The sequence below is a fragment of the Limimaricola soesokkakensis genome (assembly GCF_900172345.1).
Taxonomy (GTDB): domain Bacteria; phylum Pseudomonadota; class Alphaproteobacteria; order Rhodobacterales; family Rhodobacteraceae; genus Limimaricola; species Limimaricola soesokkakensis.
This window is the reverse complement of the sequence record NZ_FWFY01000007.1, coordinates 59,350-84,167: the sequence shown is the minus strand read 5'-3', so window position 1 is coordinate 84,167 and position 24,818 is coordinate 59,350. Positions and strand designations below refer to the sequence as shown.

Genomic DNA, 24,818 nt, shown 5'->3' with positions numbered 1-24,818 from the left:
CATGACATCCGCGCCGCGCGCCCTATCTGGGCCCGGCGCATCCCCAGTTTTTGCCCCGAGGATCAAGGATCCTGCCATGACCGAGCAAAGCCCCAACGACGTGTTCCACGCCTCTTCCTTCCTGCAGGGCACGAACGCCGACTACATCGAACAGCTTCACGCGCGCTATGCCGAGAACCCGTCGAGCGTCGACGAGGCCTGGCAGGAGTTCTTCCGCAGCCTCGGCGACAGCGGCTCGGATGCCCGTGCCGAGGCCGCCGGCCCCTCCTGGGCCCGCGCCGATTGGCCGATGCAGCCCAATGACGACCTGACGGCCGCGCTCGACGGGCAGTGGGCCGCGCCTGCCGAAGCCAAGGGCGCGCGCGACAAGATTGCCGCCAAGGCCGCCGAGAAGGGCGTGGGCCTGTCCGAGCAGCAGCTGCGCGCCGCCGTGCTCGACAGCATCCGCGCGCTGATGATCATCCGCGCCTACCGGATCCGCGGCCATCTCGCCGCCGATCTCGATCCGCTGGGCCTGCGCGAGCAGACGCCGCATCCCGAGCTCGACCCTGCGAATTACGGCTTCACCAAGGCCGACATGGACCGGCCGATCTTCATCGACAACGTGCTCGGCCTCGAGATCGCGACGATGAACGAGATCCTGGCGCTGGTGAAGCGCACCTATTGCGGCACCTTCGCGCTGCAATACATGCACATCTCCGACCCCGAGCAGTCGGCTTGGCTGAAGGAGCGGATCGAGGGCTACGGCAAGGAGATCCAGTTCACCAAGGAAGGCCGCAAGGCGATCCTCAACAAGCTGGTCGAGGCCGAGGGCTTCGAAAAATTCCTTCACGTCAAGTACATGGGCACCAAGCGCTTCGGCCTCGACGGCGGCGAGGCGCTGATCCCGGCGATGGAGCAGATCATCAAGCGCGGCGGCAGCCTCGGCGTGAAGGACATCGTGATCGGCATGCCGCATCGCGGCCGCCTCTCGGTGCTCGCCAACGTCATGCAAAAGCCCTACCGGGCGATCTTCCACGAATTCCAGGGCGGCAGCTTCAAGCCCGAGGAAGTCGATGGATCGGGCGATGTGAAGTACCACCTCGGCGCCTCCTCGGACCGCGAGTTCGACGGCAACAAGGTGCACCTGTCGCTGACCGCGAACCCCTCTCACCTCGAGGCGGTGAACCCGGTCGTGCTCGGCAAGGCGCGCGCCAAGCAGAGCCAGCTCGGCGACACCGAGCGCACCCAGGTGATCCCGGTGCTGCTGCATGGCGATGCGGCCTTCGCGGGCCAAGGCGTCGTGGCCGAGGGCTTCGGCCTGTCGGGCCTCGTCGGCCACCGCACCGGCGGCACGATCCACATCGTGGTGAACAACCAGATCGGCTTCACCACCGCGCCGCATTTCTCGCGCTCCTCGCCCTACCCGACCGACATCGCACTGATGGTCGAGGCGCCGATCTTCCACGTCAACGGCGACGACCCGGAGGCGGTGGTGCACGCCGCCAAGGTGGCGACCGAGTTCCGGCAGAAGTTCCACAAGGACGTGGTGATCGACATCTTCTGCTACCGACGCTTCGGTCACAACGAGGGCGACGAGCCCATGTTCACCAACCCGGTGATGTACAAGAAGATCAAGAGCCAGAAGACCACGCTTACCCTCTATACCGAGCGGCTGGTCCGCGACGGGCTGATCCCCGAGGGCGAGATCGAGGACATGAAGGCGCAGTTCCAGTCGCTGCTCAACGAGGAGTTCGAGGCCGGCAAGGCCTATCGCCCGAACAAGGCCGACTGGCTCGACGGACGCTGGAGCCATCTCGACCGGCGCGACCACGAGAGCTACCAGCGCGGCCAGACCGCGATCGACGAAAAGACGATGACCGAGATCGGCCGCGCGCTCACCCGTGCGCCCGAGGGTTTCCCGCTGCACCGCACCGTCTCGCGCCTGCTCGAGGCGAAGGGGCAGATGTTCGAGACCGGCAAGGGCTTCGACTGGGCCACCGCCGAGGCGCTGGCCTTCGGCTCGCTCCTGACCGAGGGCTACCCGGTCCGGCTCTCGGGCCAGGACAGCACCCGCGGCACCTTCTCGCAGCGCCACTCGGCCTTCATCAACCAGGAGAACGAGGAGCGCTACTACCCGCTCAACAACATCCGCGAAGGCCAGGCCCGCTACGAGGTCATCGACTCGATGCTCTCCGAATACGCGGTGCTGGGTTTCGAATACGGCTACACGCTGGCCGAACCCAACGCGCTGGTGATGTGGGAAGCGCAGTTCGGCGATTTCGCCAACGGCGCGCAGATCATGTTCGACCAGTTCATCTCCTCGGGTGAATCGAAGTGGCTGCGCATGTCGGGCCTCGTGATGCTGCTGCCGCATGGCTACGAGGGCCAGGGCCCCGAGCACTCCTCGGCGCGGCTGGAGCGGTTCCTGCAGATGTGCGGCCAGGACAACTGGATCGTCGCCAACTGCTCGACCCCGGCGAACTACTTCCACATCCTGCGCCGGCAGCTGCACCGGACCTTCCGCAAGCCGCTGGTGCTGATGACGCCGAAATCGCTGCTGCGCCACAAGATGGCGATCTCGGACGCCGAGGACTTCACCACCGGCTCGTCCTTCCACCGTGTGCTGTGGGACGACGCCGAGAAGGGCCACAGCGATACCCAGCTCAAGCCCGACAGCGAGATCAAGCGCGTCGTGATGTGCTCGGGCAAGGTCTATTACGACCTGCTCGAGGAGCGCGACGCGCGCGGGCTGGACGATGTCTACCTGATGCGGATTGAGCAGTTCTATCCCTTCCCGGCGCTGAGCCTCGTGAAGGAGCTGGAGCGGTTCAAGGGCGCCGAGATGGTCTGGTGCCAGGAGGAGCCCAAGAACCAGGGTGCCTGGAACTTCATCGAGCCCAACATCGAATGGGTGCTGAGCCGGATCGACGCCGCGCATAAGCGCCCCACCTATGTCGGCCGCCATGCGAGCGCCTCGCCCGCGACCGGCCTCGCCAGCCAGCACAAGACCCAACAGCAAGCGCTGGTGAACGAAGCGCTGAGCATCGAAGGAAACTGAGAATGAGCACCGAAGTCCGCGTCCCCACCCTGGGCGAAAGCGTCACCGAGGCGACCGTCGCCACCTGGTTCAAGAAGCCGGGCGACGCCGTCGCGGTGGACGAGATGCTGTGCGAGCTGGAAACCGACAAGGTCACGGTCGAGGTGCCCTCGCCCGTCGCCGGCACGCTGTCGGAGATCGTCGCAGCCGAAGGCGACACCGTCGGTGTCGACGCGCTGCTCGCCCAGGTGAGCGAGGGCGACGCGCCCGCCAAGTCCGAGCCCGAGGCGCCGGCCGAGGACGGCCCCAAGGAGCAGCAGGCGGCGACCAACGTCTCGGGCGATCCCAAGGGCGAACCCGCCGAAAAGGGCGAAGCCAAGGGCGACACCGAGGATGCGCCCTCGGCCAAGAAGCTGATGGCCGAGAACAACCTCAAGGAAGGCGATGTCAAGGGCACCGGCAAGGATGGCCGGGTGATGAAGGAAGACGTGCTGAAGGCGCTCAACGCGCCCAAGGCCGCCGAAACCTCCAAGCCCGCCGCGCGCGGCCCGGTGTCGTCGGACGACGCCGACCGCGAGGAGCGGGTCAAGATGACCCGTCTGCGCCAGACCATCGCCCGCCGCCTCAAGGAGGCGCAGAACACCGCCGCGATGCTGACCACCTATAACGAGGTGGACATGACCGCGGTGATGGAGCTGCGCAACGAGTACAAGGCGCTGTTCGAGAAGAAGCACGGCGTGAAGCTCGGCTTCATGTCCTTCTTCACCAAGGCCTGCGTGCACGCGCTCAAGGAGGTCCCGGACGTCAACGCCGAGATCGACGGCGATCACGTGGTCTACAAGAACTACGTCCACATGGGCATCGCGGTGGGCACCCCCACCGGCCTCGTGGTGCCGGTGATCCGCAACGCCGACAGCATGGGCTTTGCCGAAATCGAGAAGTCGATCGCCGAGATGGGCGTGAAGGCGCGCGACGGCAAGCTCAGCATGGCCGACATGCAGGGCGGCTCCTTCACCATCTCCAACGGCGGCGTCTACGGCTCGCTGATGTCCTCGCCGATCCTGAACCCGCCGCAGTCGGGCATCCTCGGCATGCACAAGATCCAGGACCGTCCGATGGCGATCAACGGCAAGGTCGAGATCCGGCCGATGATGTATCTGGCGCTGAGCTACGATCACCGCATCGTCGACGGCAAGGGCGCGGTGACCTTCCTCGTGCGCGTCAAGGAAGCGCTCGAGGATCCGCGCCGGCTGCTGATGGATCTGTGAACATGTGAGGGGGCCGGGCGTTGAGCCCGGCCCCATTCCACAACGAAGGCCCGTGCCATGCAGATGCTCTGTCAGATCGACACCCCCGATTTCGCCTCTTGGAAGGCCGCCTTCGACGATGATTACGAAGAGCGGATGCAAGCCGGCCTGAGCCAGCTGCAGATCTGGCGCGACGCCGATCACGGCTCCACCGTGCTGGTGCTGTTCAAGGTCAATGACCGCAAGCGCGCCGAGGCCTGGATCGCCAAGGAGCAGGGCTTTGGCGGCGCGATGACCTGCACCTTTCTCGAGACCGCCTGACATGGCCCCTGCCCCTTCCAAACACTTGCTGCGCGTGATCGTGCTACACTCACCGCGTGCAGATCGGTTGTGGGAGGGGTTTCATGTCCAGCGAACTCAATATCTTGGCGATCTACGGGCTGCTGGTGCTCGTGCTGATCTTGGTGCAGGTTATCTACGCCATATCGCAGGTCGGCCTGCCGATGCTGGCGCGGCCGCGCGACGACATGCCCCGGCTGACTGGCGTGGCGGGGCGGATGGAGCGCTGCGTTGCCAACTCGGTTACCGCCATGGCGCTCTTCGCGCCCGCCGTGCTAATCTTGGCCGTGCGCGAGGGCTTCGGCGGCGGCACGCTGCTGGCGGCGCAGGTCTTCCTGATCGCGCGGCTGGCCTATGCGCTGCTCTACCCGGCCGGCATTCCCTGGGCCCGCACCGCCGTCTGGGGTCTGGGCTTCTTCGCGACGCTCTATCTCTACGCCGCCGCCCTCTAGCGTCGCCGGGGCCGCGATGACGGCCCCCGAGCTCCAGGTTCTGGCCTTGGCCGGGCTGCTGCAGGCCGGGCAATATGTCTGGCTGTCAGTGCGCGCCAACCGCGAGCTGGGCTTCGGCCGCACGCTCGGGCCGCGCGATCCGCAGCGGCTCGGCGCACCGCTAGAGGCGCTGGCCAGCCCGCGCACCGGGCGGCTCTACCGGGCGCTGAACAACCATTTCGAGGGGTTGATCCTGTTCACCCTCGCCGTCGTCGTGCTGATCCTTGGCGACAAGACCACCGGTCTTTCGGGCCTGCTGGCCTGGACCTATCTCGCGGCGCGGGTGCTCTACGTCCCCGCCTATTATTTCGGGCTCCGGCCCTGGCGGTCGCTGATCTGGCTGGTGGGGTTCTGCGCCACCATCGCGATGATCGGCCTCGCCCTCGTCTGACACCCCACAGGAGTTTTCCATGGCATCCTACGATCTCATCGTCATCGGCGCCGGCCCCGGCGGCTATGTCTGCGCCATCAAGGCGGCCCAGCTCGGCCTCAAGACCGCGGTGGTCGAAGGGCGCGAGACGCTGGGCGGCACCTGCCTCAACGTGGGCTGCATCCCTTCCAAGGCACTGCTGCACGCCACCCACGCGCTGCACGAGGCCGAGCACAACTTCGCCAAGATGGGTCTGAAGGCCGAGACGCCGACGGTCGATTGGGAGCAGATGCTCTCCTACAAGAACGACAGCATCGGTCAGAACACCGGCGGCATCGAGTTCCTGTTCAAGAAGAACAAGATCGACTGGCTCAAGGGCTGGGGCTCGATCCCCGAGGCGGGCAAGGTCAAGGTCGGCGACGAGACCCACGAGGCCAAGCACATCGTCATCGCCTCCGGCTCCGTCCCCTCCTCGATCCCCAATGTCGAGATCGACGAGAAGATCGTCGTGACCTCGACCGGCGCGCTGGAGCTGGGCCGCATCCCCGAGAAGATGGTGGTGATCGGCGCCGGCGTGATCGGGCTCGAGCTGGGCTCGGTCTATCGCCGTCTCGGCACCGAGGTCACCGTGGTCGAGTATCTCGACGCGATCACGCCGGGCATGGATGCCGAGATCGCCCGCAACTTCCAGAAGATCCTGACCAAGCAGGGCCTGAAATTCGTGCTGGGCTCGGCGGTGCAGGGCGTGACGGTCGAAGGCGATCAGGCCACCGTGACCTGGAAGAGCCGCAAGGACGACAGCGAGGAAAGCCTGACTGCCGATTGCGTGCTCGTGGCGACCGGTCGCAAGCCCTATGTCGAAGGGCTGGGTCTCGAAGAGCTGGGCGTCGAGATGACCGATCGCGGCCAGATCAAGATCGACGATCATTTCAAGACCAGCGTCGACGGCGTCTATGCCATCGGCGACGCGGTGCCGGGCCTGATGCTCGCGCACAAGGCCGAGGACGAGGGCGTGGCGATCGCCGAGATCCTCGCCGGCCAGAAGGGCCACGTGAATTACGAGGTGATCCCCGGCGTCGTCTACACCCACCCCGAGGTAGCGACCGTCGGCAAGACCGAGGAGCAGCTCAAGGAGGAGGGCCGCGCCTACAAGGTCGGCAAGTTCCCGTTCATGGGCAACGCGCGGGCCAAGGCCAACTTCTCGGCCGAGGGTTTCGTGAAGATCCTCGCCGACAAGGAGACCGACCGGATCCTCGGCGCACATATCATCGGCCCGATGGCCGGCGACCTGATCCACGAGGTCTGCGTGGCGATGGAGTTCGGAGCAGCGGCCGAGGACCTGGCCCGCACCTGCCACGCCCACCCCACCTATAGCGAGGGTGTGCGCGAGGCGGCCCTGGCACTGGGCGACGGCGCGATCCACGCCTGATCGCCTCGGCTGCCACAAGACAAGAGACGGCCGCCCGAAGGCGGCCGTCGAAGCTCTCCGATCTGAGCGCAGCCTCGGTCAGGCGAGCCAGTCCTCGGCGCTCAGCGTGGTGAGGGTGAAAACCTCCCAATCGCCAGTGTCCTGCCCGTCGGAGGCCCGCACCTCGAGTTCTGTCTCGCCGAGACGGCGATTGACCCGGAGTCGGATCATGTCGAGATCATCGGCGGCGATCCGAACCCCGTCATCGGCATCGATCCGGCCCTGGCCCTTGAAGATGAAGTTGTCGCGCCCCGCGGTGTCGCGCAGTTCGAACCACTTGATCGCGTCGCCATCGGAGTCGGCGACCTCGAGATGCTTGTCGAGACGGGTCCGATAGCCGCCCTTCGCCTTGGCGAGCGTCACATCGTCCACGGTAACGACCGGTGCGGTGTCCTGCGCGACCGGCGTGTTCTGGGACACCGAGGTTTCCGACGGGGTCGCCGAAGTGCCCTTATCCAGATCAACCTGTCCGCCGGTGCGGGCAAAGTTCTGGGTGACCATGACACCATCCCAACCCTTGAAATCGCCGCGCTCGATCCCGATGCCGACATATTCGAAGTTGGGGTTCAGGATGTTGGCGCGGTGGCCCGGGCTGTTCATCAACGATTCGTGCAGATCGACGACGTCATCGGAGAGCCCGGAGGCGCCGCGCTCGGACTGCCAGGCGAGATTCTCGCCCGAGGCCCAGCTTCCGGAGAAATCGAAATCGGCGGCGCGCATGCGGTCGGTCGCGTTCGAGCCGCCTTGGCCGGTATGGGAGAAGGTATCGCTCTGCAGCATCCAATTGCTGTGGTCCTCGCTCGAGTCGTTCAGATTGAGTTCGAGCTTGAGGGGGCTGAGACCGAGCGTAGTCCGCTCTTCGTTGATCAGCGACAGCATCTGCCGTTCGAGGTCGTTCGCGATAGACATGTGTAGTGGTGATCCTTGATCGGTACCGGTTTGCGCCGGTTGCCCTATGCAGGATCATTCGAATTGCGAAGCCGGTGGGGCGGTACCAGGGAGAAAAGGCGGTTTCGCGCCGCGAAACGATGTTCGACCTAGCCGAACTTTGCCGAACAAGTACCACTTAGCAGCCATGCCCTCCGGCTGCGAAAACATGCCTGATGGTTGTAAAAGCGCAACGGGACGACCTGCGCATGGGGTGGCAGATCCTGACCACGCGGCAACAGGCTTGCTGCAGACCGGGGCAGACGAACGCGGCACGGAACGTGTGAATATCCTGCCGAAGCCGCCACTAAGAAGCGAAGAGTGGCCATTCGCACATCCAAGGGGCCCGTCAGGACCGCTCAGGACAAATGAGGCATGTTCGGACCACGACCGATCCACATGGCCAATACAAAATGCATCTGGAGGATGATGGTGGAGCCTAGGGGGATCGAACCCCTGACCTCTTGCATGCCATGCAAGCGCTCTCCCAGCTGAGCTAAGGCCCCATCATGTCCGGCGTTTCCGCCGTGTCGGTCAGCGTCGCTGCCCGTGTGCCGCTCTCTAAGGGTGGGGCCGGGCGGGTGCAAGCGGAAAACACGCGCCCGGGCCGAAAAATCTTACTCGTCGTCCTCGGCCGGAACATCGGCCAGCTCGTCGAGCGACACGTCGTCGCTGTCGTCGTCATCGTCGAGCACGTCATCGCCCAGATCGACGTCGTCATCGTCGCTGTCGTCGTCGTCGAGCAGCAGCTCCTCGTCATCCTCCGAGGATTTCTTCATCTTCTTGGTCTGCGCGTCCTCGGCATCCGCCACCATGGTGCGGTGCTTGCCGGTGTCGAGCGTGACCACCTGCCCGGTATAGGGGCTGATGATCGGGTTAGCGTTCAGGTCATAGAAGCGCTTGCCCGTGGTCGGGCAGATGCGCTTGGTTCCCCATTCTTCCTTCGGCATGGGCTGTCCTTCCAGTTCCGTGCGACGATGATCGGCGGGCGCGCCGGCCCGGGCGCGAAACGCGCCTCGGCCTTGCGGCGGATCGCGCTCCCCTGCCATAAGCGCGGCAGGCTGTCAAAGCCTTTGGGCGGAGGGAGGCAAGCGGGATATGGGTGAACACGTGCTGCCAGGCAACCCGCCCCTGACGGTGGCGCTGCGCCGCTCCGATCGGGCGGGGCGAATCACGCTGCGGGTCTCGCATCGCGACGGGCGGGTGACGCTGACCCTGCCGCGCCGCACGCCCGAGCGTGAAGCGCTGGCCTTCCTGCGCGAACGCGAGGCCTGGGTGCGCGGTCACCTCGAACGGGTGGCGCCGCCGCGCGCGGTGCGGCTGGGCGGCTCGCTGCCCTATCTGGGCGAGGAAATCGCGCTGCGTCCCGCCGCCCTGCACAGCCCGCGGCTCGAGGGCCGGGTGCTGCTCCTGCCCGATGACGCAGCGCGCGCGCCGGCGCGCGCGATGGCCTTCCTCAAGGCCCGCGCCCGCGATCGCCTCTCGGCTGCCGTGGACCGCCACGCCGCCGCGCTGGGCCGCCGCACCGGGCGGCTGAGCTTTCGCGACACCCGCTCGCGCTGGGGATCGTGCAGTTCGAAGGGCGACATCATGCTGTCCTGGCGGCTGGTCATGGCGCCGCCCGAGATCGGCGATTACGTCGCCGCCCACGAGGTCGCGCATCTGGCCGAGATGAACCATTCGCCCGCCTTCTGGGCGGTGTGCGAGCAACTGTTCCCGCAGCACCGCGCCGCGCGCGACTGGCTGCGGCTGCATGGTGACGCGCTGCAGCGGATCGATTTCACGGCCCCCGCCGGAGCCACCACGTGATCCCGCCCGCCGTCGCTACTCCCCGCGCCCCCGACCCCACCGGGGCCGCGCATGACCGGGTGTACCGGTCGCTCAGGACCCGCATCATGCATGGCGAGATCGCGCCCGGTGAATCGTTGACGCTGCGCGGCATCGGCAAGCTGTTCGAGGTGTCGATGACCCCCGCCCGCGAAGCGGTGCGACGGCTGGTGGCCGAGGGCGCACTGTCGCTCTCCTCCTCGGGCCGTGTCGCGACGCCGGCGCTCACCAACGAACGGATCGAGGAACTGGCGGCGCTGCGCGCCATGCTCGAGCCGGAACTGGCGTCGCGGGCGCTGCCACGGGCGCATTTCGCGCTGATCGACCGGCTCGAAGCGATCAATGCAGGGGTCAGCCAGATGGTCGCCCGGCACGACGCCACCGGCTATATCCGCATGAATCTCGAATTTCATCGCACGCTCTACCTGCGGGCCCAGTCGCCTGCGATCCTTGCCATGACCGAAACCGTCTGGCTGCAGCTCGGCCCCACCATGCGGGCGCTCTACGGGCGGCTGCGGCGCACCGAGCCGCCCTATCATCACAAGCTGATCCTCGCGGCGCTCCGGGCTGGAGACGAGCCGGGGCTGCGGCTGGCGGTGCGAACCGACGTCACCCAGGGACTACGGCTGCTCAAGGGGTGATTGACATACCCGACATTTATAGTCAGGTATAAATCAGCCACGACGGACCACCCGTCGCAAGCCGGACGCGTTCAGGACCATCGAGGCCCGCCATGCCCCGCGACTTTACCCAGGATTTTCCTTCCGACGATTCCCGTCCCCGCAGTCCCATCGGCGGTGCGCCGGTAGGGCGTCTCGACGATCTCGGCGCGATCGAGGCGCGCGCCGTGCGGCTGCTCAGGCTGTGGTGCGATGCCGGCTTCGAGGCCGTGGCCGCCCGGCTCGCCCCGGATCTCGACCCCGGCCCGGCCAGTGCGGCGGCGCGCGCGCTCGACGCGCTGGCGCGGCTCTGCGCCACGACGGGTCGTCGGCCGCTGATGCGCCACGCCGCCGACTGCGCCTGTCTCGGCGCCGACGAGGCCTGGTTCGCGCGGCTGATCGGCCATGGCTCCGAAGCCGCAGGGGAGGAGGCGATGATGCTCGCCATGGCGTTCCTGCGCCCGGAGGCTGCGGCGGAGGCCGCCTATCTGGCCGAGGCGCTGGGCCTCGGCCTGCGCCGCGCCGGGATCAGCCGGCGACGGCTGCACTGAGCGCCGGCACCCGCTCGATCCGGGTGCCGGTCTCGATGTCGAACAGGCATAGCCCCTCTCGCGCCACCGCGAGATCGACATGGTCGGTTGCGTCCTCGGGGATGCGGCCCGGCAGCCGCGCGGTGATGGTTTCGCCGCCGAGCACGAAATTGACATAGGCTTCGGCGCCGGTGTTCTCGATCATCTTCGGCGCGACCACGAGGTCGGGGGTGCCGGTGGCACGGCTCAGATGCTCGGGCCGGATGCCGAGCGTTACCCGCGCAGGCAGGTCCGCCGCGCGCCAGCCGGGCCCCATGGCAAGCGCAATGCCGTCGATGTCGAGCCCGGCCTCGGTGACGCGGGCAGGCACGAGGTTCATCGGCGGCGAGCCCATGAAATCCGCGACGAAGGTATTGGCGGGCGTGTCGTAGATCTCCTGCGGCGTGCCGATCTGCTGCACCACCCCTCCCTTGAGCACGACGATCCTACTGGCCAGCGTCATCGCCTCGATCTGATCGTGGGTGACGTAGACAATCGAGGCATGGGTGGTCTTGTGGATGCGCTTGATCTCGGCGCGCATCTCGACGCGCAGCTTGGCATCGAGGTTCGACAGCGGCTCGTCGAACAAGAACAGCTTGGGATCGCGCACCAGCGCCCGGCCCATCGCGACGCGCTGGCGCTGGCCGCCCGAGAGCTGGGAAGGCTTGCGGTCGAGCAGGTGGTCGATCTGCAGGAGCTTCGCCACCTCCGCGATCTTTGCCTGTGCCTGCGCCTTGGGGACCTTGCGCACCTTCATGCCGAAGCCGATGTTCTCGGCCACGTTCATCGTCGGATAGAGCGCGTAGGACTGGAACACCATGGCGATGTCGCGGTCCTTGGGCGGCTCGTGCGTCACGTCGCGCCCCCCGATCTCCAGCGCACCGCCCGAGATCTCCTCGAGCCCGGCGATGCAGTTGAGCAGCGTGGACTTGCCGCAGCCGGACGGGCCGACGAGGACGAGGAATTCGCCCGGCTTCATGTCGATATCGATCGAATGCAGCACCTCGACGCCGCCATAGCTCTTCTTGAGCCGGTCGGCTCGCAACGCGCTGGTCACGGGTTCTGCCATGGTCTTTCCTCTCCCTTCGGGACGGGGCCGGTCGAGGCCCGGACGATCAGCCCGGCCCGGTTCACGGTTTGCAGGCGCGCGGGCAGCGCGCCGTTCAAATGATCGACGAGCATCTGCGCCAGCGGTGCGCAGGCGTCGCGCAGCGGCGCGTGGGTCACGGTCAGGGCCGGGTTGAAATGCGCAGGCCGGATGCCGGGCAGCGCGTCGTCATGCGCGACGACCGAGAGGTCGCCCGGTACCGAAAGCCCGAGATCGCGCGCCGCGCGCAGCACGCCCTGCGCCACGGGGGTGGTGGCGCAAAGAATCGCGGTGGGCCGCGGCCCGACCCGGCCCGACAGCCAGGCCAGCGCCTGCGTGTAGCCGGTGCTCTCGGTCGGCGCGCCGCCCGCGACGAAACCATCAGGCACCGCCAGCCCCTCCGCCACCATGGCAGCACGAAAGCCCTGCTCGCGATCCTCGGCAAAGGCGAAGCGCGCCTCGCCGTTGATCAGCGCAATACGGGCATGGCCAAGGCTGGCAAGCAGCCCCACCGCGTCGACGCAGACGGCGCGATTGTCGATGCCGAAGAAGGCGTAATCCGGCGCGGCATGGGCCTGGCCGTGCATCACGAAGGGCACGCCGCGCGCGCGGAGAAAGCCCGGCCGCGGATCGCTCGGCACCGGCGCGTTCAGCACGAAACCGTCGAGCAGGTCGCGCTCCAGCATCCGCTCGTAGGGCGCGACCGGGTCGCTGCCCTGATCGACCGAAAGCACGAGGTCGAGATCGCGCGCCGCCAGTTCGGCGGTCAGCGTGGTCAGCACGTCGAAGAAGGTCTGGTCGGCCGACATGTCGGCGCGCAGCTTGACGATCATGCCGACCACGCCCGAGCGGCCGGTGGCCAGCCGCTGCGCCGATCGGTTGGGCCGGTAGCCGAGCCGCGACGCCGCCTCCTGCACCCGCGCCCGGGTCCGGGCGCCGACCTCGGGAAAGCCGTTGAGCGCCCGACTCACCGTGGCGACCGAGAGACCGAGTTCGGCGGAGATGTCCTTGAGAGTCGCCATGCCGCGACCCCTCCCCCGGCCGTTCAAAGCGCTTGCAGCGGCAATCTATGCCTCACACCTCCGCAATTGCAACGAAAAGCTCGGTGTCCCGCCGTCAGCCTCAAAGCGGTTTGAGAAAACTGGCCGCTTTGCTATCGTGCCGCGAATCGCGCCGTGGGGAGGACCCGGCGGCGGGACGATCTGGGAGGATGACATGACCAAGACCAAGACCCTCGGCGCCGTGGCGCTGTTGATGCTGTCGGCCGCGCCGGCGCTGGCCTTCGAGGATGGCAAGCTGCTGATCTGGACCGGCGACAACCGCGGCCCCGATGCGCTGCGCGAGATCGGCAAGACCTTCGAGGAAGAGTTCGGCGTGCCGGTCGAGGTGGCCGTGGTCGAGCCGCTGCCCGAGAAGTTCCAGCAGGCCGCCGCGACCGGCGACGGCCCGGACATCGTGATGCACGCGCATGACCGCCTCGGCGAATGGGCCACGGGCGGCATCATCGCCCCCGTGACCCCCGGCGCCGATTTCACCGACGGCATCCTGCCCGCCGCCATGGAGGCGGTGACTTTCGACGGCTCCACCTGGGGCTACCCGGTCGCGGTCGAGGCGGCGCACCTGATCTACAACAAGGAATTCGTCGACACGCCGCCGGCCGATTTCTCCGAGATCGCGGCCATGGAGTTGCCCGAGGGCGTGGCGCCGATCCTTTGGGACTACAACAACACCTATTTCACCTTCCCGATGCTCGCGGCCAATGGCGGCTTCGCCTTCCAGAAGGTGGGCGGCTCCTATGACGGTGCGACCTCGGGCGTGAACACCGAGGGCGCGGTCGAGGGCGCCGAGGTGCTGGCCTCGCTGATCGAGGACGGCGTTATGCCAAAGGGCGTCGATTACGGCGTGATGGAAGGGGCGATGAACAATGGCGAGGTCGCCATGGTTATCAACGGGCCCTGGGCCTGGGCCAACCTCGCGAGCTCGGGCATCGATTTCGGCGTGGCGCCGCTGCCCAAGGTGGATGGCGAGCTGGCCCCGCCCTTCCTCGGCGTGCAGGCGCTGGCGCTCAACGCCGCCTCGCCGAATCTCGACCTCGCGCAGGAGTTTATCGAGAGCTACCTGCTCACCGATGAGGGTCTCGCTACCTGGAACGGCACCGGGGCACTGGGCGCGCTGGCCGACCAGTCGGCCGCCGAAGCGCAGGACGACGAGAAGGTGAGCGCCATGCTCGACGTCGCCAAGGACGGCATCCCGATGCCCTCGAACCCCGAGATGGGCGCATTCTGGGCCGCGATGCAGCCGGCGCTGACCAACATCACCAACGGCGCGCAGGAGCCTCAGGCGGCGCTCGACGACGCCGCCGCGCGCATCAAGGGCGAGTGAGCGACGCGCCGGGGCGGTCCGCCGCCCCGGCCACGCGACCGAAACGGCCCCGCCCCCGCCGCCGCCGGGGGAGCCTCGGGACGGGCGACGCGGCACCGGGGAGACCACCGACATGACCATCGCCGATGCGGGGCCCGCTCCGCTTGAGAGCCCAGGCGCGCGCAGGCCTTGGGCGCGCCTCGCCGTGGTGGCCGTGATCGGCCTCGCCATGCTCTATGGCGCCTTCTTCCTCTACCAGATCGCCCAGCCGCTTTTCGGGGCGATCCTGCTGGCGGTCGCCACCGGTTTCGTGGTGATCTTCGGCGCCAACCGCTTCTACGGCGCGCGCTTCATCTTCCCGGGCGTCGCGGCGGTGCTGGTCTTCATCGCCTTTCCGGTCGCCTACACGATCTGGCTGGGCTTCACGAACTACTCCTCGTTCAACCTGCTCTCCTACGAGCGCACGATCGAGGTCCTGACCTCGCGCGGCACCGTCGACCCCGCCACCGAACAGCCCTTCGCAGTGGCGCCCGACGGCGATGGCTACCGCATCTGGCTGCCCGAGAGCGAATTGCTGTCGGAGCCGGTGACACTGGCCGCCGATGAGGAAGCGGTCACGCTGGCGCCGGGCACAGCGCCGCTCAAATTGCTGAGCCCGCGCGACGCGATCAAGCTGCGCGCAGGGCTGCAGAGCCTGACGCTGACCACCCCGGACGAGGTCGCCTTGCGCAATGCGGGGCTGCGGACATTCGCCAGCGTCACGCCCGACTATGTCCGTACCGGCGAGAACGAGCTGACCCGCAGTGCGGACGGGCTCAAGCTCACCGCCAACCACGAGACCGGCTTCTTCGAGACGCCAGAAGGCGAGGCAGTGCCGCCGGGCTGGCGCGTCGCAGTGGGCTTCGACAATTTCGAGCGCATCCTCGAATCCAAGGGCGTACGCGGCCCGATGCTGTCGATCTTTGCCTGGACCTTCGCCTTCGCCGCGCTGTCGGTGGCGGGCGTCTTCGCCGTTGGGCTGTTGCTGGCGGTGATCCTCCAATGGGAGCATCTGCGCCTCAAGACGCTGTACCGGATCCTGCTGATCCTGCCCTACGCGGTGCCGGGCTTCATCTCGATCCTCGTGTTTCGCGGGCTGTTCAACCAGAACTTCGGCGAGATCAACCTGATCCTCGAGGCGCTGTTCGGGCTGCGCCCCGACTGGTTCACCGACGGCAATCTCGCCCGGGCGATGATCCTCTTCGTCAATATCTGGCTGGGCTATCCCTACATGATGCTGCTGGCGATGGGCTTTCTCCAGGCCGTGCCGCAGGACCACAAGAAAGCCGCGGCGCTGGAAGGCGCTTCCAGCCTACGGGTGTTCTTCACCATCACCCTGCCGCAGATCATCCCGCCCTTCCTGCCGCTGCTGATCGCGGCCTTCGCCTTCAACTTCAACAACCTCGTGCTGATCCTGCTGCTGACGCGCGGCGGGCCCGACATCCCCGGCACGGTGATTCCGGCTGGCGAGACCGATATCCTCGCCTCCTTCACCTACCGCCTCGCCTTTCAGGATTCGGGCCAGCAATTCGGCCTCGCGGGGGCGATCACGCTGCTGATCTTCCTCGTCGTGGCCGCCATTTCCTATGCCAACTTCGTGGCCATGCGCCGCGCCGCAGCCAAGAGGTCCGGCCGATGATCGTCGAACGCCCGCGCGACTTGGCGCTCAAGAAGATCGCCGCGCATGGCTTCATGCTGATCTTTCTGGCGCTGATCCTGTTCCCGTTCTTCATGATCGTCTCGATCAGCTTCCGGGAGGGCAACTTCGCCACCGGATCGCTTTGGCCCGAGAACCCGACGCTGGAGCATTGGTACCTCGCCTTCGGGCTCGACTACACCCGCGCCGACGGCACCGTGGTCGCGCCGCCCTACCCTGTGCTCTTGTGGATGTGGAACTCGATCAAGATCGGGTTGATCGCCTCCGCGGGCGTGCTCGCGCTCTCGACCATCTCGGCCTATGCCTTCAGCCGGATACGCATTCGGGGCAAGCAGGGCCTGCTCGACGGGCTGTTCCTGATCCAGATGTTCCCGACGACGCTGGCGCTGGTGGCGATCTTCGCGATCTTCGACGCGCTGGGCGAGGTGACGCCCGCGCTCGGGATCAACAGTCACCTCGCGCTGATCCTCGTCTATCTGAGCCAGATCACCCTGCATATCTGGACCATCAAGGGCTATTTCGACAGCGTCGACACCGCGCTCGACAAGGCGGCCGAGATCGACGGCGCGAGCCCATGGCAGACCTTCCGCTACATCTTCCTGCCGCTGGCGGTGCCGATCATGGCGGTGGTCTTCGTGCTGAGCTTCATCGGCGTGATCAATGACTATCCCATCGCCAGCGTGCTGATCCGCTCCGAGGACCAGATGACTCTGGCGGTCGGCTCGCGGCTCTACCTCAACGAGTTCAAGTATCTCTGGGGCGATTTCGCCGCCGCCGCGATCCTCTCGGGCCTGCCGATCACCATCGTGTTCCTGATCGCCCAGCGCTACCTCGTCTCGGGGCTCTCAGAGGGGGCGGTCAAGGGCTGAGACCTTCGCCGAACTTCGAAGAAAAGGGCCCGCAGCGGCCCCTTTCTTTTGTCTTCCGAGCGGCCTAGCGTCTCCCCATGGCAGCGGCGCATTCCTCATATGACGTGGTGATCATCGGCGGCGCGATGATCGGCAGCGCCGTGGCATGGTGGCTGGCGCGCGATCCGGGTTTCGGCGGCCGCATCCTCGTGGTCGAGCGCGATCCCTCCTTCGAGTTCGCCTCGACCAGCCACACCAATTCCTGCATCCGCATGCAGTTCGGTACCGAGGTGAACGTCGCGATCAGCCGCTTCGGGCTGGAGTTCATTCGCGCCTTTCGGGATTACGCGGGCGAGGACGCGCCCGAGATTCACCTAGACGATTTCGGCTATCTCTATCTCGCCGCCGACCAGGTATCGGCCGACAGGTTGCGTGCGGCGCAGGCGCTGCAGGCGCGGATGGGCGCGGGCACGCGGCTGCTGACACCGGCGCAGCTTCGCACGGCCTTTCCCTTCATGGCATGGGACGACATCCTGCTCGGCAGTCACAATCCCGGCGAGGAAGGCTGTTTCGACGGCGGCACCATGTTCTCGGAGTTCCGCCGCCGGGCGCGGCGCATGGGCGTCGAGGAAATCCGCGCCGAGGCCACCGGGTTGCGGATGGAGGGCGATCGCGTCACCCATGTCGAGCTGTCCGACGGCAGCGCCGTCGCCTGCGGCCATGTCGTGAACGCCGCCGGGCCCCGCGCGGCACGGGTGGCGGCGATGGCCGGCATCGCCATCCCGGTCGAGCCGCGCAAGCGCTATACCTTCATCTTCGAGGCAGAGGACAGACTGCCGCGCAAGCTGCCGCTGACCGTCGATCCCTGCGGCATCCACTATCGTTCGGACGGCGCGCTCTACATGGCGGGCTGCCCGCCCGAGACGGACGGCGCCTGCGACGCCGACGATTTCGCCATGGACCATGCGATCTGGGAGGACCGCGTCTGGCCGGCGCTGGCTGCCCGCATCCCCGCCTTCGAGCGGGTGAAGCTGCGCAATTCATGGGTCGGTCACTACGCCTACAACACGCTCGACCAGAACGCGCTGCTGGGTCCGCATCCGGCGGTCGCGAACCTGCTCTTCGCCAACGGCTTTTCCGGTCACGGGCTGCAGCAGGCCCCGGCGGTGGGGCGTGGCATCGCCGAGCACATCATCCACGGAGGCTGGCGCAGCCTCGACCTTGCACCGCTCTCGGTGGCGCGCCTCGTCGAGGGCCGGGCGCTCACCGAAGCGGCGGTGATCTGACCCGACGACCAAGGAGACTCCCATGAAGAAGATCGTCCTCACCGGCGCCTGCGGCGCTCTCGGCTCGAAGCTGCGCGAACCGCTCTCGAAGCTCGCGGACGAGCTGCTCTCGACCGACATCGCCGAGGCTCCGGCCGAGCTCCTGCCGAACGAGCGCTTCGTGCAGGCCGATCTCGTCGACCTCACCGCAATCGAGACGCTGATGCAGGACGCCGAAATGGTCGTGCATTTCGGCGCGATCCCCGACGAGCGGCCCTTCGAGGAGTTGCTCGGCCCGAACTACATCGGCGCCTACACGGTCTGGGAGGCGGCGCATCGCGCCGGTGCGCGGCGTGTGGTCTATGCCTCCTCGGTGCATGCGGTGGGGCTTCAGGAGACGATGGCCGGCCACGATACCGACGTGCCGCACAAGCCCGACAGCTTCTACGGCCTGTCGAAATGCTTCGCCGAGGATATGGGCCGGATGTTCTGGGAAAAGCGCGGTCTCGAGGCGGTCTGCCTGCGCATCTTTTCCTGCACGCCCGAGCCGCAGAACGCCCGGGCGCTGCACACCTGGCTGAGCCATGGCGACCTGGTGCGACTGGTCGAGGCCTCCGTGACGACGCCGGTTACCGGCTTCACCGTGGCTTGGGGCGTTTCGGCCAACAGCCGCGCGCCGGTATCGAACCACAAGGTCTCGTTCCTCGGCTACCACCCGCAGGACAACGCCGAGGACTGGGCCGACCGGCTGCTGCCACCCGCGAAGACGCCGGACCCGTCCGACCGGGCGCAGCGCTGCCTCGGCGGGCCCTTCGCGGTGGTGCCGCTGGGAGAAAGCGGGGTCGAGGCAATCCGACGGATGAGCGCGGGCGACTGAGGCCACACGCCCCCGCCTCCGTGCCAGAGGAAATGAGGATATCCGCGTATTTGGAGGAAAGACGGAGGGGATGGCGCGACCGTCCCCTTCATCTTTCGTCAAATACGCATGGCGCTCCGCCTCAGCCCTGCGCCGCGGCGCGAATCGCGGCGATGTTTTCACCATAGACCGAAGCCGTCTCGACCGAGCCGCCCCGGAACACCGCCGAGCCCGCGACCAGCGCGTCGGCGCCTGCCTGCGCCACCAGCGGCGCCGTGGCGGTGTCGACGCCGCCATCGACCTCGAGATGGATCTCGCGGTTGCCGATCATGGCGCGCAGGGCGGCGATCTTGTCGAGCATCGGATGCAGGAATTTCTGCCCGCCGAATCCCGGGTTGACGGTCATCGCCAACACCAGGTCAACGTCGTCGAGGAGCGGCGCCACCGCCTCGGCCGGCGTGCCCGGGTTGAGCGCCACGCCGGCCTTCATCCCGGCGCCACGGATCGCCTGAAGCGTGCGGTGGATATGCGGTCCCGCCTCGACATGGGCGGTGAGGATGTCGGCACCCGCATCGGCGAAGGCGTCGATATAGGGATCGACCGGCGCGATCATCAGATGCACGTCCATCACCGTCGTCACATGCGGCCGGATCGCCCGCACCAGCTGCGGCCCGAAGGTGATGTTGGGCACGAAATGCCCGTCCATCACGTCGACATGGACCCAGTCGGCGCCCTGCGCCTCGATGGCGCGCACCTCGGCCCCGAACGCCGCGAAATCGGCGGAGAGGATCGAGGGGGCGATCTTGAGATTGCGGTCGAAGGCGGTCATCGGCGGGGCTCCCTGTGCAGTCGCGCCATGCCCTAGCGCGAAATCGCGCGCGCGTCACGCGCGGTGCGCAACCGGCCTTTCGCATCCGCAGAAACTCCTGCTAACGTGGCGTCATGCAACCCGCTCCGCTGATCCTGTCGCATGAGGACATCCTGCCGCCCGGCGCCTGCGCGGCGCTGACCCGCGCCATGCTCGGCACGGGACGGCCGGTGCTGCACGGGCACGACTTCTTCGAACTGGCCTGGGTGCAGAACGGGCGGGTGCGCCACCATTTGCCCGAGGGGCGCGAGGATCTGGTCGAGGGCGACGTGATCTTCGTGGCGCCGGGTCATTCGCACGGGCTGCAGGGTCGCGGCGCTGACGCGCTGCTGGTCTCGGTAACGCTGCATCCCGAGTTGATCGCAGATCTCGGAGAGCGGCATCCCGACCTTGCCGGGCGGCTGTTCTGGGCCGGCGCCACGGCGCCGCTGCGGCTGTCGCGCGACAGCCGCCAGATGGCCGAGCTGAACCGCGCCGCGCTGCGGCTCGAGCGGGGCCGGCGCAACCGGCTCGGCGCCGAGGCCTTCCTGCTGCCTCTGCTGTGCGGGCTGGCCGAGGAGGCCGCGCCGTTGCCCGGCGGCGCCCCCGACTGGTTGGCGCGCGCCTGCGCCGCCTCGCGCGCGCCGGAGGTGTTTCAGGACGGGGCCTCGGGCTTTGCCCGCGTCGCGGGCAAGGCGCATCCGCATGTCAGCCGCTCCATGCGGCGCTTTCTCGACATGTCGCCCTCGGACTGGATCAACGCGCAGCGCATGGATTACGCGGCGCGGCGGCTCCTAGGGAGCGCCGACAGCCTCGCCGAGATTGCCGCCGAATGCGGCGTGCCGAACCTGTCGCATTTCCACAAGCTGTTCCGCCAGGCGCATGGCGAAACGCCGCAGCGCTTTCGCCGCGCCCGCCAGCGCGACGTGGTGCAACCCGGCTAGCTGTCGTCGCGGCGTCCGGCGCGGGCATCGCGGCGGCGGCGAATCGCATCGGTCCAGATCGCGACACGCCTGTCGCCCCGGTCGAGCCATGGCGAGACATGGCGGCGCGACCAGCGCCGCAGCCGCACGCCGACGGCCCAGACCACGGCGAGCAGCACCGTCAGGAAGACGATGTTGAACCAGGGGATCAGCCGGGTATCGGGCCCCTCGACCGGCCGGACCGACAGCGCGTTCGGGTAGACCGAGAGCAATGGCAGCCGCCAGCCGTAATAACGGACCGCGACCCATTGCGGATCGCTGGCGGTGGAGACGAGGTTGCGCGCTTCGGCCTGCAAGTTGGCGCTGTCGAACTTGAAATAGGGCGGCCAGCCGCCGCCCGTGTCCTCGTTGCGAAACACCATGACACCGCCATCGGCGCGTACCGTGTCGATGAAGCGCACGTCGCGCTCCACGAGTCCGGTGGCGGTGGCGGCGTTCTCGGAGGCGGCCCAGAACACCGAGTTCGGGTCGATCCGCTCGAGCTTGATCTCGACGCCGGTGATGCGGACGATCTCGCGACGCGGCAGATTGTAGTGCAGCAGCGCGGCGACGAGCGCCAGCACCACCCCCCAGAAGATCCAGCCGACCCAGCGCATCGCGTTCATCCCTTTCCTGTGGGGCCCCGGCGCATTCGGCCGCACGCCCCGTGACCTACCATGTCGCGCGTCGCCAGCGCCGTGGCAAGCTCGCGATCGTCAGCACCTGCACCGGTCCCCAGATCAGCGCCGCCCCTATGCCGAGCCGAAGCAGGTGCAGCGCCAGCGCACCGGGTCCGGGCCGCGCCAGCGTGGCCAGCGGCACGCCCTGCGCCATGTAGAGGCCAAGAAACAGCGCCATCGACAGGGCCAGCATCAAGACCGTCGCCGTCAGCCCGAGCCAGATCAGAGGACCCACCCCCTCGGGCCAGACCCGTGCCAGCAGCAAAGGCACCGCCCAGCCGGCCAGGCCGAGGCCCAGCGCCGGCAGGACGAGGCCCCACCACATCTCAGTAGCCGAAGCTCTCGACGTTCGGGGCGGTGCCGAACTGCGGCGGGCCGCTCTCGGCGGCGGCCGTGTAGAGTTCCTCGGGCGGCACGTAGGTCGGCGGCAGCTCGCTACCCCGGTTCGCCACGGCAGCCCCCTCGATCGCGACCGAATCCTCGTAGTCGCGGATCACCACCTTGGTGCCGAGCGGCACCTTGGGGAACAGGAAGATCACGTCGTGATTGAACATGCGGATACAGCCGGCCGAGCCCGAATTGCCGATCGAGGCGAGGTCGTTGGTGCCATGGATCCGGTAATAGGTGTCGCGGTTGCCCTGGTAGAGGTAGAGCGCGCGCGCCCCCAGCGGGTTGGCGAGACCGCCCGGAACCCCGCCCGCGTATTCGCCGTAGATCTCCGGCTCGCGGCGCAGCATGTTCTGGGTCGGGGTCCAGCTCGGCCACTGCTCCTTGCGCTTGATCGTGGTGTCGTAGCTCATCGACAGGCCCTGCCGGCCGACGCCGACGGGAAAGCGCCAGGCCATGCCGCCCGGCTCGATCCAGTAGAGCAGCTTGGCGTGCAGGTCGGCCTCGATCGTGCCGGCGGGCTCATAGCCCCGATAGGGCACATAGGCGCGGCGATTCATACCCTGCAGGTATTTCGGCGGCACCGGCGGCAGGCGGTAGCCCGCATCCTCGATCAGCCCGTAGCCATCGACGATCTGGCTCAACGGCACGCCACCGATTTCCTGCTCGGAGCTGGTGGCGATGGAGGAGGACGGGACCTGCGCGGCGCAGGCAGGAAGCACGGTCAGCGCGGCCGCACCGGTCAGCAGACGGCGGCGCGTCAGCGCGGAAGAATGGGACATCATCAATGGCAGCCTTTGACGCAAGGTTTCGCGGCAACCTATCATCACGGGCCGGAACCGCAATGAGGCCGGCTCGCGCACCGCCTAGGGTAAGGCAATCAGGACGAGGGTGAGGAATATGTCAATTTCGGCAGGGCCTTGGACACGCGACAGGTCCGATGGCACGAACGGCCTTGCCGCAAAGCAGAGTAAATTCTGCTTGAGCGCGGCGCGATGAGGCCGGGTCCGCGCAATGCCATCACCGATGTTAGCGGTCTTCTGGTCGGTCAGGCGCAGGATGCGGCGCTGCGCTCGGGCGTCACGGTGCTGACGGGCGCTGCGCCCTTCACCGCCTCGGTCGATGTAATGGGCGGCGCGCCGGGCACACGGGAAACCGATCTGCTCGCGCCGGACCGGCTGGTGCAGGCGGTCGATGCGCTGGTGCTCTCAGGCGGCTCGGCCTTCGGTCTCGACGCGGCCTCGGGCGTGGCCGATGCGCTGCGCGCCGCCGGGCGCGGCTTCGAGGCGGCGGGGCAGCGCGTGCCGATCGTCCCTGCCGCGATCCTGTTCGACCTCGGCAATGGCGGCGACAAGGGCTGGAGCACCAACCCCTATGCCGCGCTGGGCCGCGCAGCGTTCGAAGCGGCGGGCACGGAAGTGGCGCTGGGCAGCCACGGCGCGGGATACGGCGCCACCACCGCAACGCTGCGCGGTGGCATCGGCACGGCCTCGCTGATGCTGGAGAGCGGCCACATGGTCGGCGCGCTGGTGGCGGTGAACGCGGTCGGGTCGGCCACGATCGGCGACGGTGCGGAGTTCTGGGCCGCGCCCTGGGAGATCGGCGCCGAGTTCGGCGGGCGCGGTCTCGCGATGCCGCCCGGCGGGCAGCCGCCCACCAAGCTGGCCCGCGCGGGAGAGAGCACCACCATCGCCATCGTCGCCACCAATGCCGCGCTCGACAAACCCGGTTGCCGCCGCATGGCGGTGGCGGCGCAGGATGGGATCGCCCGGGCGCTTCTGCCTTCGCACACGCCGCTCGACGGCGATCTGGTCTTTGCCGCCGCGACGGGGGCCCGCCCGCTCACGGAACCGGTCGGCGACGCGCTCTGGATCGGTCATGCCGCGGCGACCTGCCTTGCCCGCGCCATCGCGCGCGCCGTGTTCCACGCCGCCCCGGGCGGCCCACAACCCTGCTGGCAGGAGCGGTTCGGGCCCTGACCCCTTTCATCTTTCTTCAAATACGCAGATCCCGGCTCCGATGCGGGGCGCACGGTGGCGGGTGGAGCGATGCGTATTTTCGGAAAGATGAACTAGGAGACGCGCCTAGCGCAGCAGCCTGTCCACCAGCGGAGCCGCCGGGTCGGCCAGTTCCTCGATCACGTCGAAATGGTGCCGGTCCGGTGCCTCGACCAAGTCGCAGTCGCGCCGCTCGGCGAGCCAGCGTGCTTGATCGATGAAGGCAGGGCGTTCGGCCGCGCCGACCCAGACCGTCATAGGCAGATCGACCTGATCCAGCAACGCCGGGCTCTCGGCCACGGCCTCCTCTTCGTCGAGCCGCAGATCCTCGTTCATCGTGGCCCCCATGAGCGGGCGCAGATCCGACAGGGGCGAGATCGGTACGATCCGCGTCACCCGGCCGCGCCAGCCGGGGGTGAGATCGGCGCAGGCCATCCGCGCCACCAGATGCCCGCCCGCCGAATGCCCGGTGAGCCTGAGCGGTCCCGGCACGGCATCGGCCACCGCGCCGATGGCAGCCTCGATCTCGCGCGTCATCGCGCCGATCCGTGCCTCGGGCGCCAGCGTGTATGAGGGCATCGCCACGGCCCAGCCCCGCGCCAATGCGCCCGCCGCCAGATGCGACCAAGCGCTCTTGTCGAACGCCCTCCAGAAACCGCCATGCACGAAGACCACCGCGCCCTGCGCCTCGCCTTCGGGCCGAAACAGGTCGAGCCGTTGCCGCGCCCCATCGCCATAGGCGATCTCCTGCGGCGGGTGGTTTTCGCGGAACGCGGCGGCGGCGGCGGCCCAGCGCGCGGGGTATTCCATGCCGCCGGGGATGTGGCTGGCATTGGCATAGGCTTCATCGATTTCGGCACGGCTCTGCCCATGCGCCCCGGTGCGGTTCTCGGTCATTTCGTTCCTCCCTGTCAGG

At 67.8% G+C, this 24,818-nt stretch carries 25 protein-coding genes and 1 tRNA gene; 16 read left to right on the top strand and 10 right to left on the bottom strand.

Features of this window, described 5'->3' with window-relative positions:
• The first annotated feature begins 76 nt into the window (after positions 1-76).
• From LOS8367_RS12210 to lpdA, 6 genes are all read left to right on the top strand, one after another.
• Positions 77-3,040: a 2-oxoglutarate dehydrogenase E1 component gene (locus LOS8367_RS12210; protein ID WP_085896803.1), complete on the top strand. Its 2,964-nt coding sequence runs from the start codon at positions 77-79 to the stop codon at positions 3,038-3,040.
• A gap of 2 nt (positions 3,041-3,042) precedes the next feature.
• Complete coding sequence (gene odhB / locus LOS8367_RS12205; RefSeq protein WP_085896802.1) at positions 3,043-4,287, top strand: 2-oxoglutarate dehydrogenase complex dihydrolipoyllysine-residue succinyltransferase; 1,245 nt, start codon at positions 3,043-3,045, stop codon at positions 4,285-4,287.
• A gap of 57 nt (positions 4,288-4,344) precedes the next feature.
• Positions 4,345-4,587 carry a hypothetical protein gene (locus LOS8367_RS12200; protein WP_085896801.1) on the top strand — a complete coding sequence of 81 codons (243 nt, stop codon included), beginning with the start codon at positions 4,345-4,347 and terminating at the stop codon, positions 4,585-4,587.
• A gap of 83 nt (positions 4,588-4,670) precedes the next feature.
• Positions 4,671-5,057, top strand: a complete 387-nt coding sequence (locus LOS8367_RS12195) for an MAPEG family protein (RefSeq protein ID WP_085896800.1) — start codon at positions 4,671-4,673, stop codon at positions 5,055-5,057.
• A 16-nt stretch (positions 5,058-5,073) separates the two neighbouring features.
• The gene (locus tag LOS8367_RS12190; RefSeq protein WP_085896799.1) at positions 5,074-5,487 is read left to right on the top strand and encodes an MAPEG family protein; all 414 of its coding nucleotides are present in this window, start codon (positions 5,074-5,076) and stop codon (positions 5,485-5,487) included.
• Between the two features lie 19 nt (positions 5,488-5,506).
• Positions 5,507-6,895, top strand: coding sequence for a dihydrolipoyl dehydrogenase (gene lpdA, locus LOS8367_RS12185; RefSeq protein WP_085896798.1), 1,389 nt, complete (start codon positions 5,507-5,509; stop codon positions 6,893-6,895).
• A 78-nt stretch (positions 6,896-6,973) separates the two neighbouring features.
• Here lpdA and LOS8367_RS12180 read toward each other — a convergent pair whose 3' ends face one another.
• From LOS8367_RS12180 to LOS8367_RS12170, 3 genes are all read right to left on the bottom strand, one after another.
• A complete protein-coding gene (locus LOS8367_RS12180) occupies positions 6,974-7,843 on the bottom strand; it encodes a CAP domain-containing protein (RefSeq protein ID WP_085896797.1) in 870 nt (289 codons plus the stop codon).
• Positions 7,844-8,291: 448 nt separating this feature from the next.
• Positions 8,292-8,367, bottom strand: a tRNA-Ala gene (locus LOS8367_RS12175).
• A 111-nt stretch (positions 8,368-8,478) separates the two neighbouring features.
• The gene (locus LOS8367_RS12170) at positions 8,479-8,811 is read right to left on the bottom strand and encodes a TIGR02300 family protein (protein WP_085896796.1); all 333 of its coding nucleotides are present in this window, start codon (positions 8,809-8,811) and stop codon (positions 8,479-8,481) included.
• A 148-nt stretch (positions 8,812-8,959) separates the two neighbouring features.
• Between LOS8367_RS12170 and LOS8367_RS12165 the strand changes: the two genes are divergently transcribed.
• From LOS8367_RS12165 to LOS8367_RS12155, 3 genes are all read left to right on the top strand, one after another.
• The gene (locus LOS8367_RS12165; protein ID WP_085896795.1) at positions 8,960-9,670 is read left to right on the top strand and encodes a M48 family metallopeptidase; all 711 of its coding nucleotides are present in this window, start codon (positions 8,960-8,962) and stop codon (positions 9,668-9,670) included.
• Positions 9,667-10,329 (top strand): GntR family transcriptional regulator, encoded by a 663-nt coding sequence (locus LOS8367_RS12160; protein ID WP_085896794.1) that lies wholly within the window; start codon positions 9,667-9,669, stop codon positions 10,327-10,329. Before LOS8367_RS12165 ends, LOS8367_RS12160 begins: the two co-directional genes overlap by 4 nt.
• 92 nt (positions 10,330-10,421) lie before the next feature.
• Positions 10,422-10,898, top strand: a complete 477-nt coding sequence (locus LOS8367_RS12155) for a hypothetical protein (protein WP_085896793.1) — start codon at positions 10,422-10,424, stop codon at positions 10,896-10,898.
• Here the strand turns inward: LOS8367_RS12155 and LOS8367_RS12150 are convergent.
• Together LOS8367_RS12150 and LOS8367_RS12145 are read right to left on the bottom strand one after the other, a co-directional pair.
• Entirely contained in the window at positions 10,876-11,985 is a 1,110-nt protein-coding gene (locus tag LOS8367_RS12150; protein ID WP_085896792.1) for an ABC transporter ATP-binding protein, read from the bottom strand. The two genes, LOS8367_RS12155 and LOS8367_RS12150, sit on opposite strands and share 23 nt — an antisense overlap.
• On the bottom strand, positions 11,970-13,025 hold the full coding sequence (locus LOS8367_RS12145; RefSeq protein WP_085896791.1) for a LacI family DNA-binding transcriptional regulator: 1,056 nt from the start codon (positions 13,023-13,025) through the stop codon (positions 11,970-11,972). The genes LOS8367_RS12150 and LOS8367_RS12145 overlap by 16 nt, the downstream gene beginning before the upstream one ends.
• Positions 13,026-13,218: 193 nt before the next feature.
• Between LOS8367_RS12145 and malE the strand changes: the two genes are divergently transcribed.
• The 5 genes from malE (at position 13,219) to LOS8367_RS12120 (ending at position 19,050) form a co-directional block, all read left to right on the top strand.
• On the top strand, positions 13,219-14,385 hold the full coding sequence (malE, locus tag LOS8367_RS12140) for a maltose/maltodextrin ABC transporter substrate-binding protein MalE (RefSeq protein ID WP_085896790.1): 1,167 nt from the start codon (positions 13,219-13,221) through the stop codon (positions 14,383-14,385).
• Between the two features lie 112 nt (positions 14,386-14,497).
• The gene (gene malF, locus LOS8367_RS12135) at positions 14,498-16,042 is read left to right on the top strand and encodes a maltose ABC transporter permease MalF (RefSeq protein WP_085896789.1); all 1,545 of its coding nucleotides are present in this window, start codon (positions 14,498-14,500) and stop codon (positions 16,040-16,042) included.
• Positions 16,039-16,929 (top strand): maltose ABC transporter permease MalG, encoded by an 891-nt coding sequence (gene malG / locus LOS8367_RS12130; RefSeq protein WP_085896788.1) that lies wholly within the window; start codon positions 16,039-16,041, stop codon positions 16,927-16,929. Before malF ends, malG begins: the two co-directional genes overlap by 4 nt.
• 77 nt (positions 16,930-17,006) lie before the next feature.
• Positions 17,007-18,194: an NAD(P)/FAD-dependent oxidoreductase gene (locus LOS8367_RS12125; RefSeq protein ID WP_085896787.1), complete on the top strand. Its 1,188-nt coding sequence runs from the start codon at positions 17,007-17,009 to the stop codon at positions 18,192-18,194.
• Positions 18,195-18,216: 22 nt separating this feature from the next.
• On the top strand, positions 18,217-19,050 hold the full coding sequence (locus tag LOS8367_RS12120; protein WP_085896786.1) for an NAD-dependent epimerase/dehydratase family protein: 834 nt from the start codon (positions 18,217-18,219) through the stop codon (positions 19,048-19,050).
• 121 nt (positions 19,051-19,171) lie between these two features.
• Here the strand turns inward: LOS8367_RS12120 and rpe are convergent, their stop codons facing one another.
• Positions 19,172-19,858 (bottom strand): ribulose-phosphate 3-epimerase, encoded by a 687-nt coding sequence (gene rpe, locus LOS8367_RS12115; protein ID WP_085896785.1) that lies wholly within the window; start codon positions 19,856-19,858, stop codon positions 19,172-19,174.
• 113 nt (positions 19,859-19,971) lie between these two features.
• On the opposite strand from rpe, the gene LOS8367_RS12110 reads away from it, so the two are divergent.
• Entirely contained in the window at positions 19,972-20,820 is an 849-nt protein-coding gene (locus tag LOS8367_RS12110) for an AraC family transcriptional regulator (protein WP_085896784.1), read from the top strand.
• On the opposite strand, the gene LOS8367_RS12105 is transcribed toward LOS8367_RS12110, so the two are convergent.
• The 3 genes from LOS8367_RS12105 to LOS8367_RS12095 are packed head-to-tail and all read right to left on the bottom strand — an operon-like array spanning position 20,817 to position 22,687.
• Complete coding sequence (locus tag LOS8367_RS12105) at positions 20,817-21,464, bottom strand: DUF1523 family protein (RefSeq protein ID WP_306456262.1); 648 nt, start codon at positions 21,462-21,464, stop codon at positions 20,817-20,819. The two genes, LOS8367_RS12110 and LOS8367_RS12105, sit on opposite strands and share 4 nt — an antisense overlap.
• Positions 21,465-21,510: 46 nt before the next feature.
• Positions 21,511-21,843, bottom strand: a complete 333-nt coding sequence (locus LOS8367_RS12100) for a hypothetical protein (RefSeq protein WP_085896783.1) — start codon at positions 21,841-21,843, stop codon at positions 21,511-21,513.
• 1 nt (position 21,844) lies between these two features.
• Entirely contained in the window at positions 21,845-22,687 is an 843-nt protein-coding gene (locus LOS8367_RS12095; protein WP_207569261.1) for a L,D-transpeptidase, read from the bottom strand.
• A 213-nt stretch (positions 22,688-22,900) separates the two neighbouring features.
• Between LOS8367_RS12095 and LOS8367_RS12090 the strand changes: the two genes are divergently transcribed.
• Positions 22,901-23,884 carry a P1 family peptidase gene (locus tag LOS8367_RS12090; RefSeq protein WP_085896781.1) on the top strand — a complete coding sequence of 328 codons (984 nt, stop codon included), beginning with the start codon at positions 22,901-22,903 and terminating at the stop codon, positions 23,882-23,884.
• Between the two features lie 105 nt (positions 23,885-23,989).
• Here LOS8367_RS12090 and LOS8367_RS12085 read toward each other — a convergent pair whose 3' ends face one another.
• Entirely contained in the window at positions 23,990-24,799 is an 810-nt protein-coding gene (locus LOS8367_RS12085; RefSeq protein ID WP_085896780.1) for a hormone-sensitive lipase, read from the bottom strand.
• Positions 24,800-24,818: the final 19 nt, after the last annotated feature.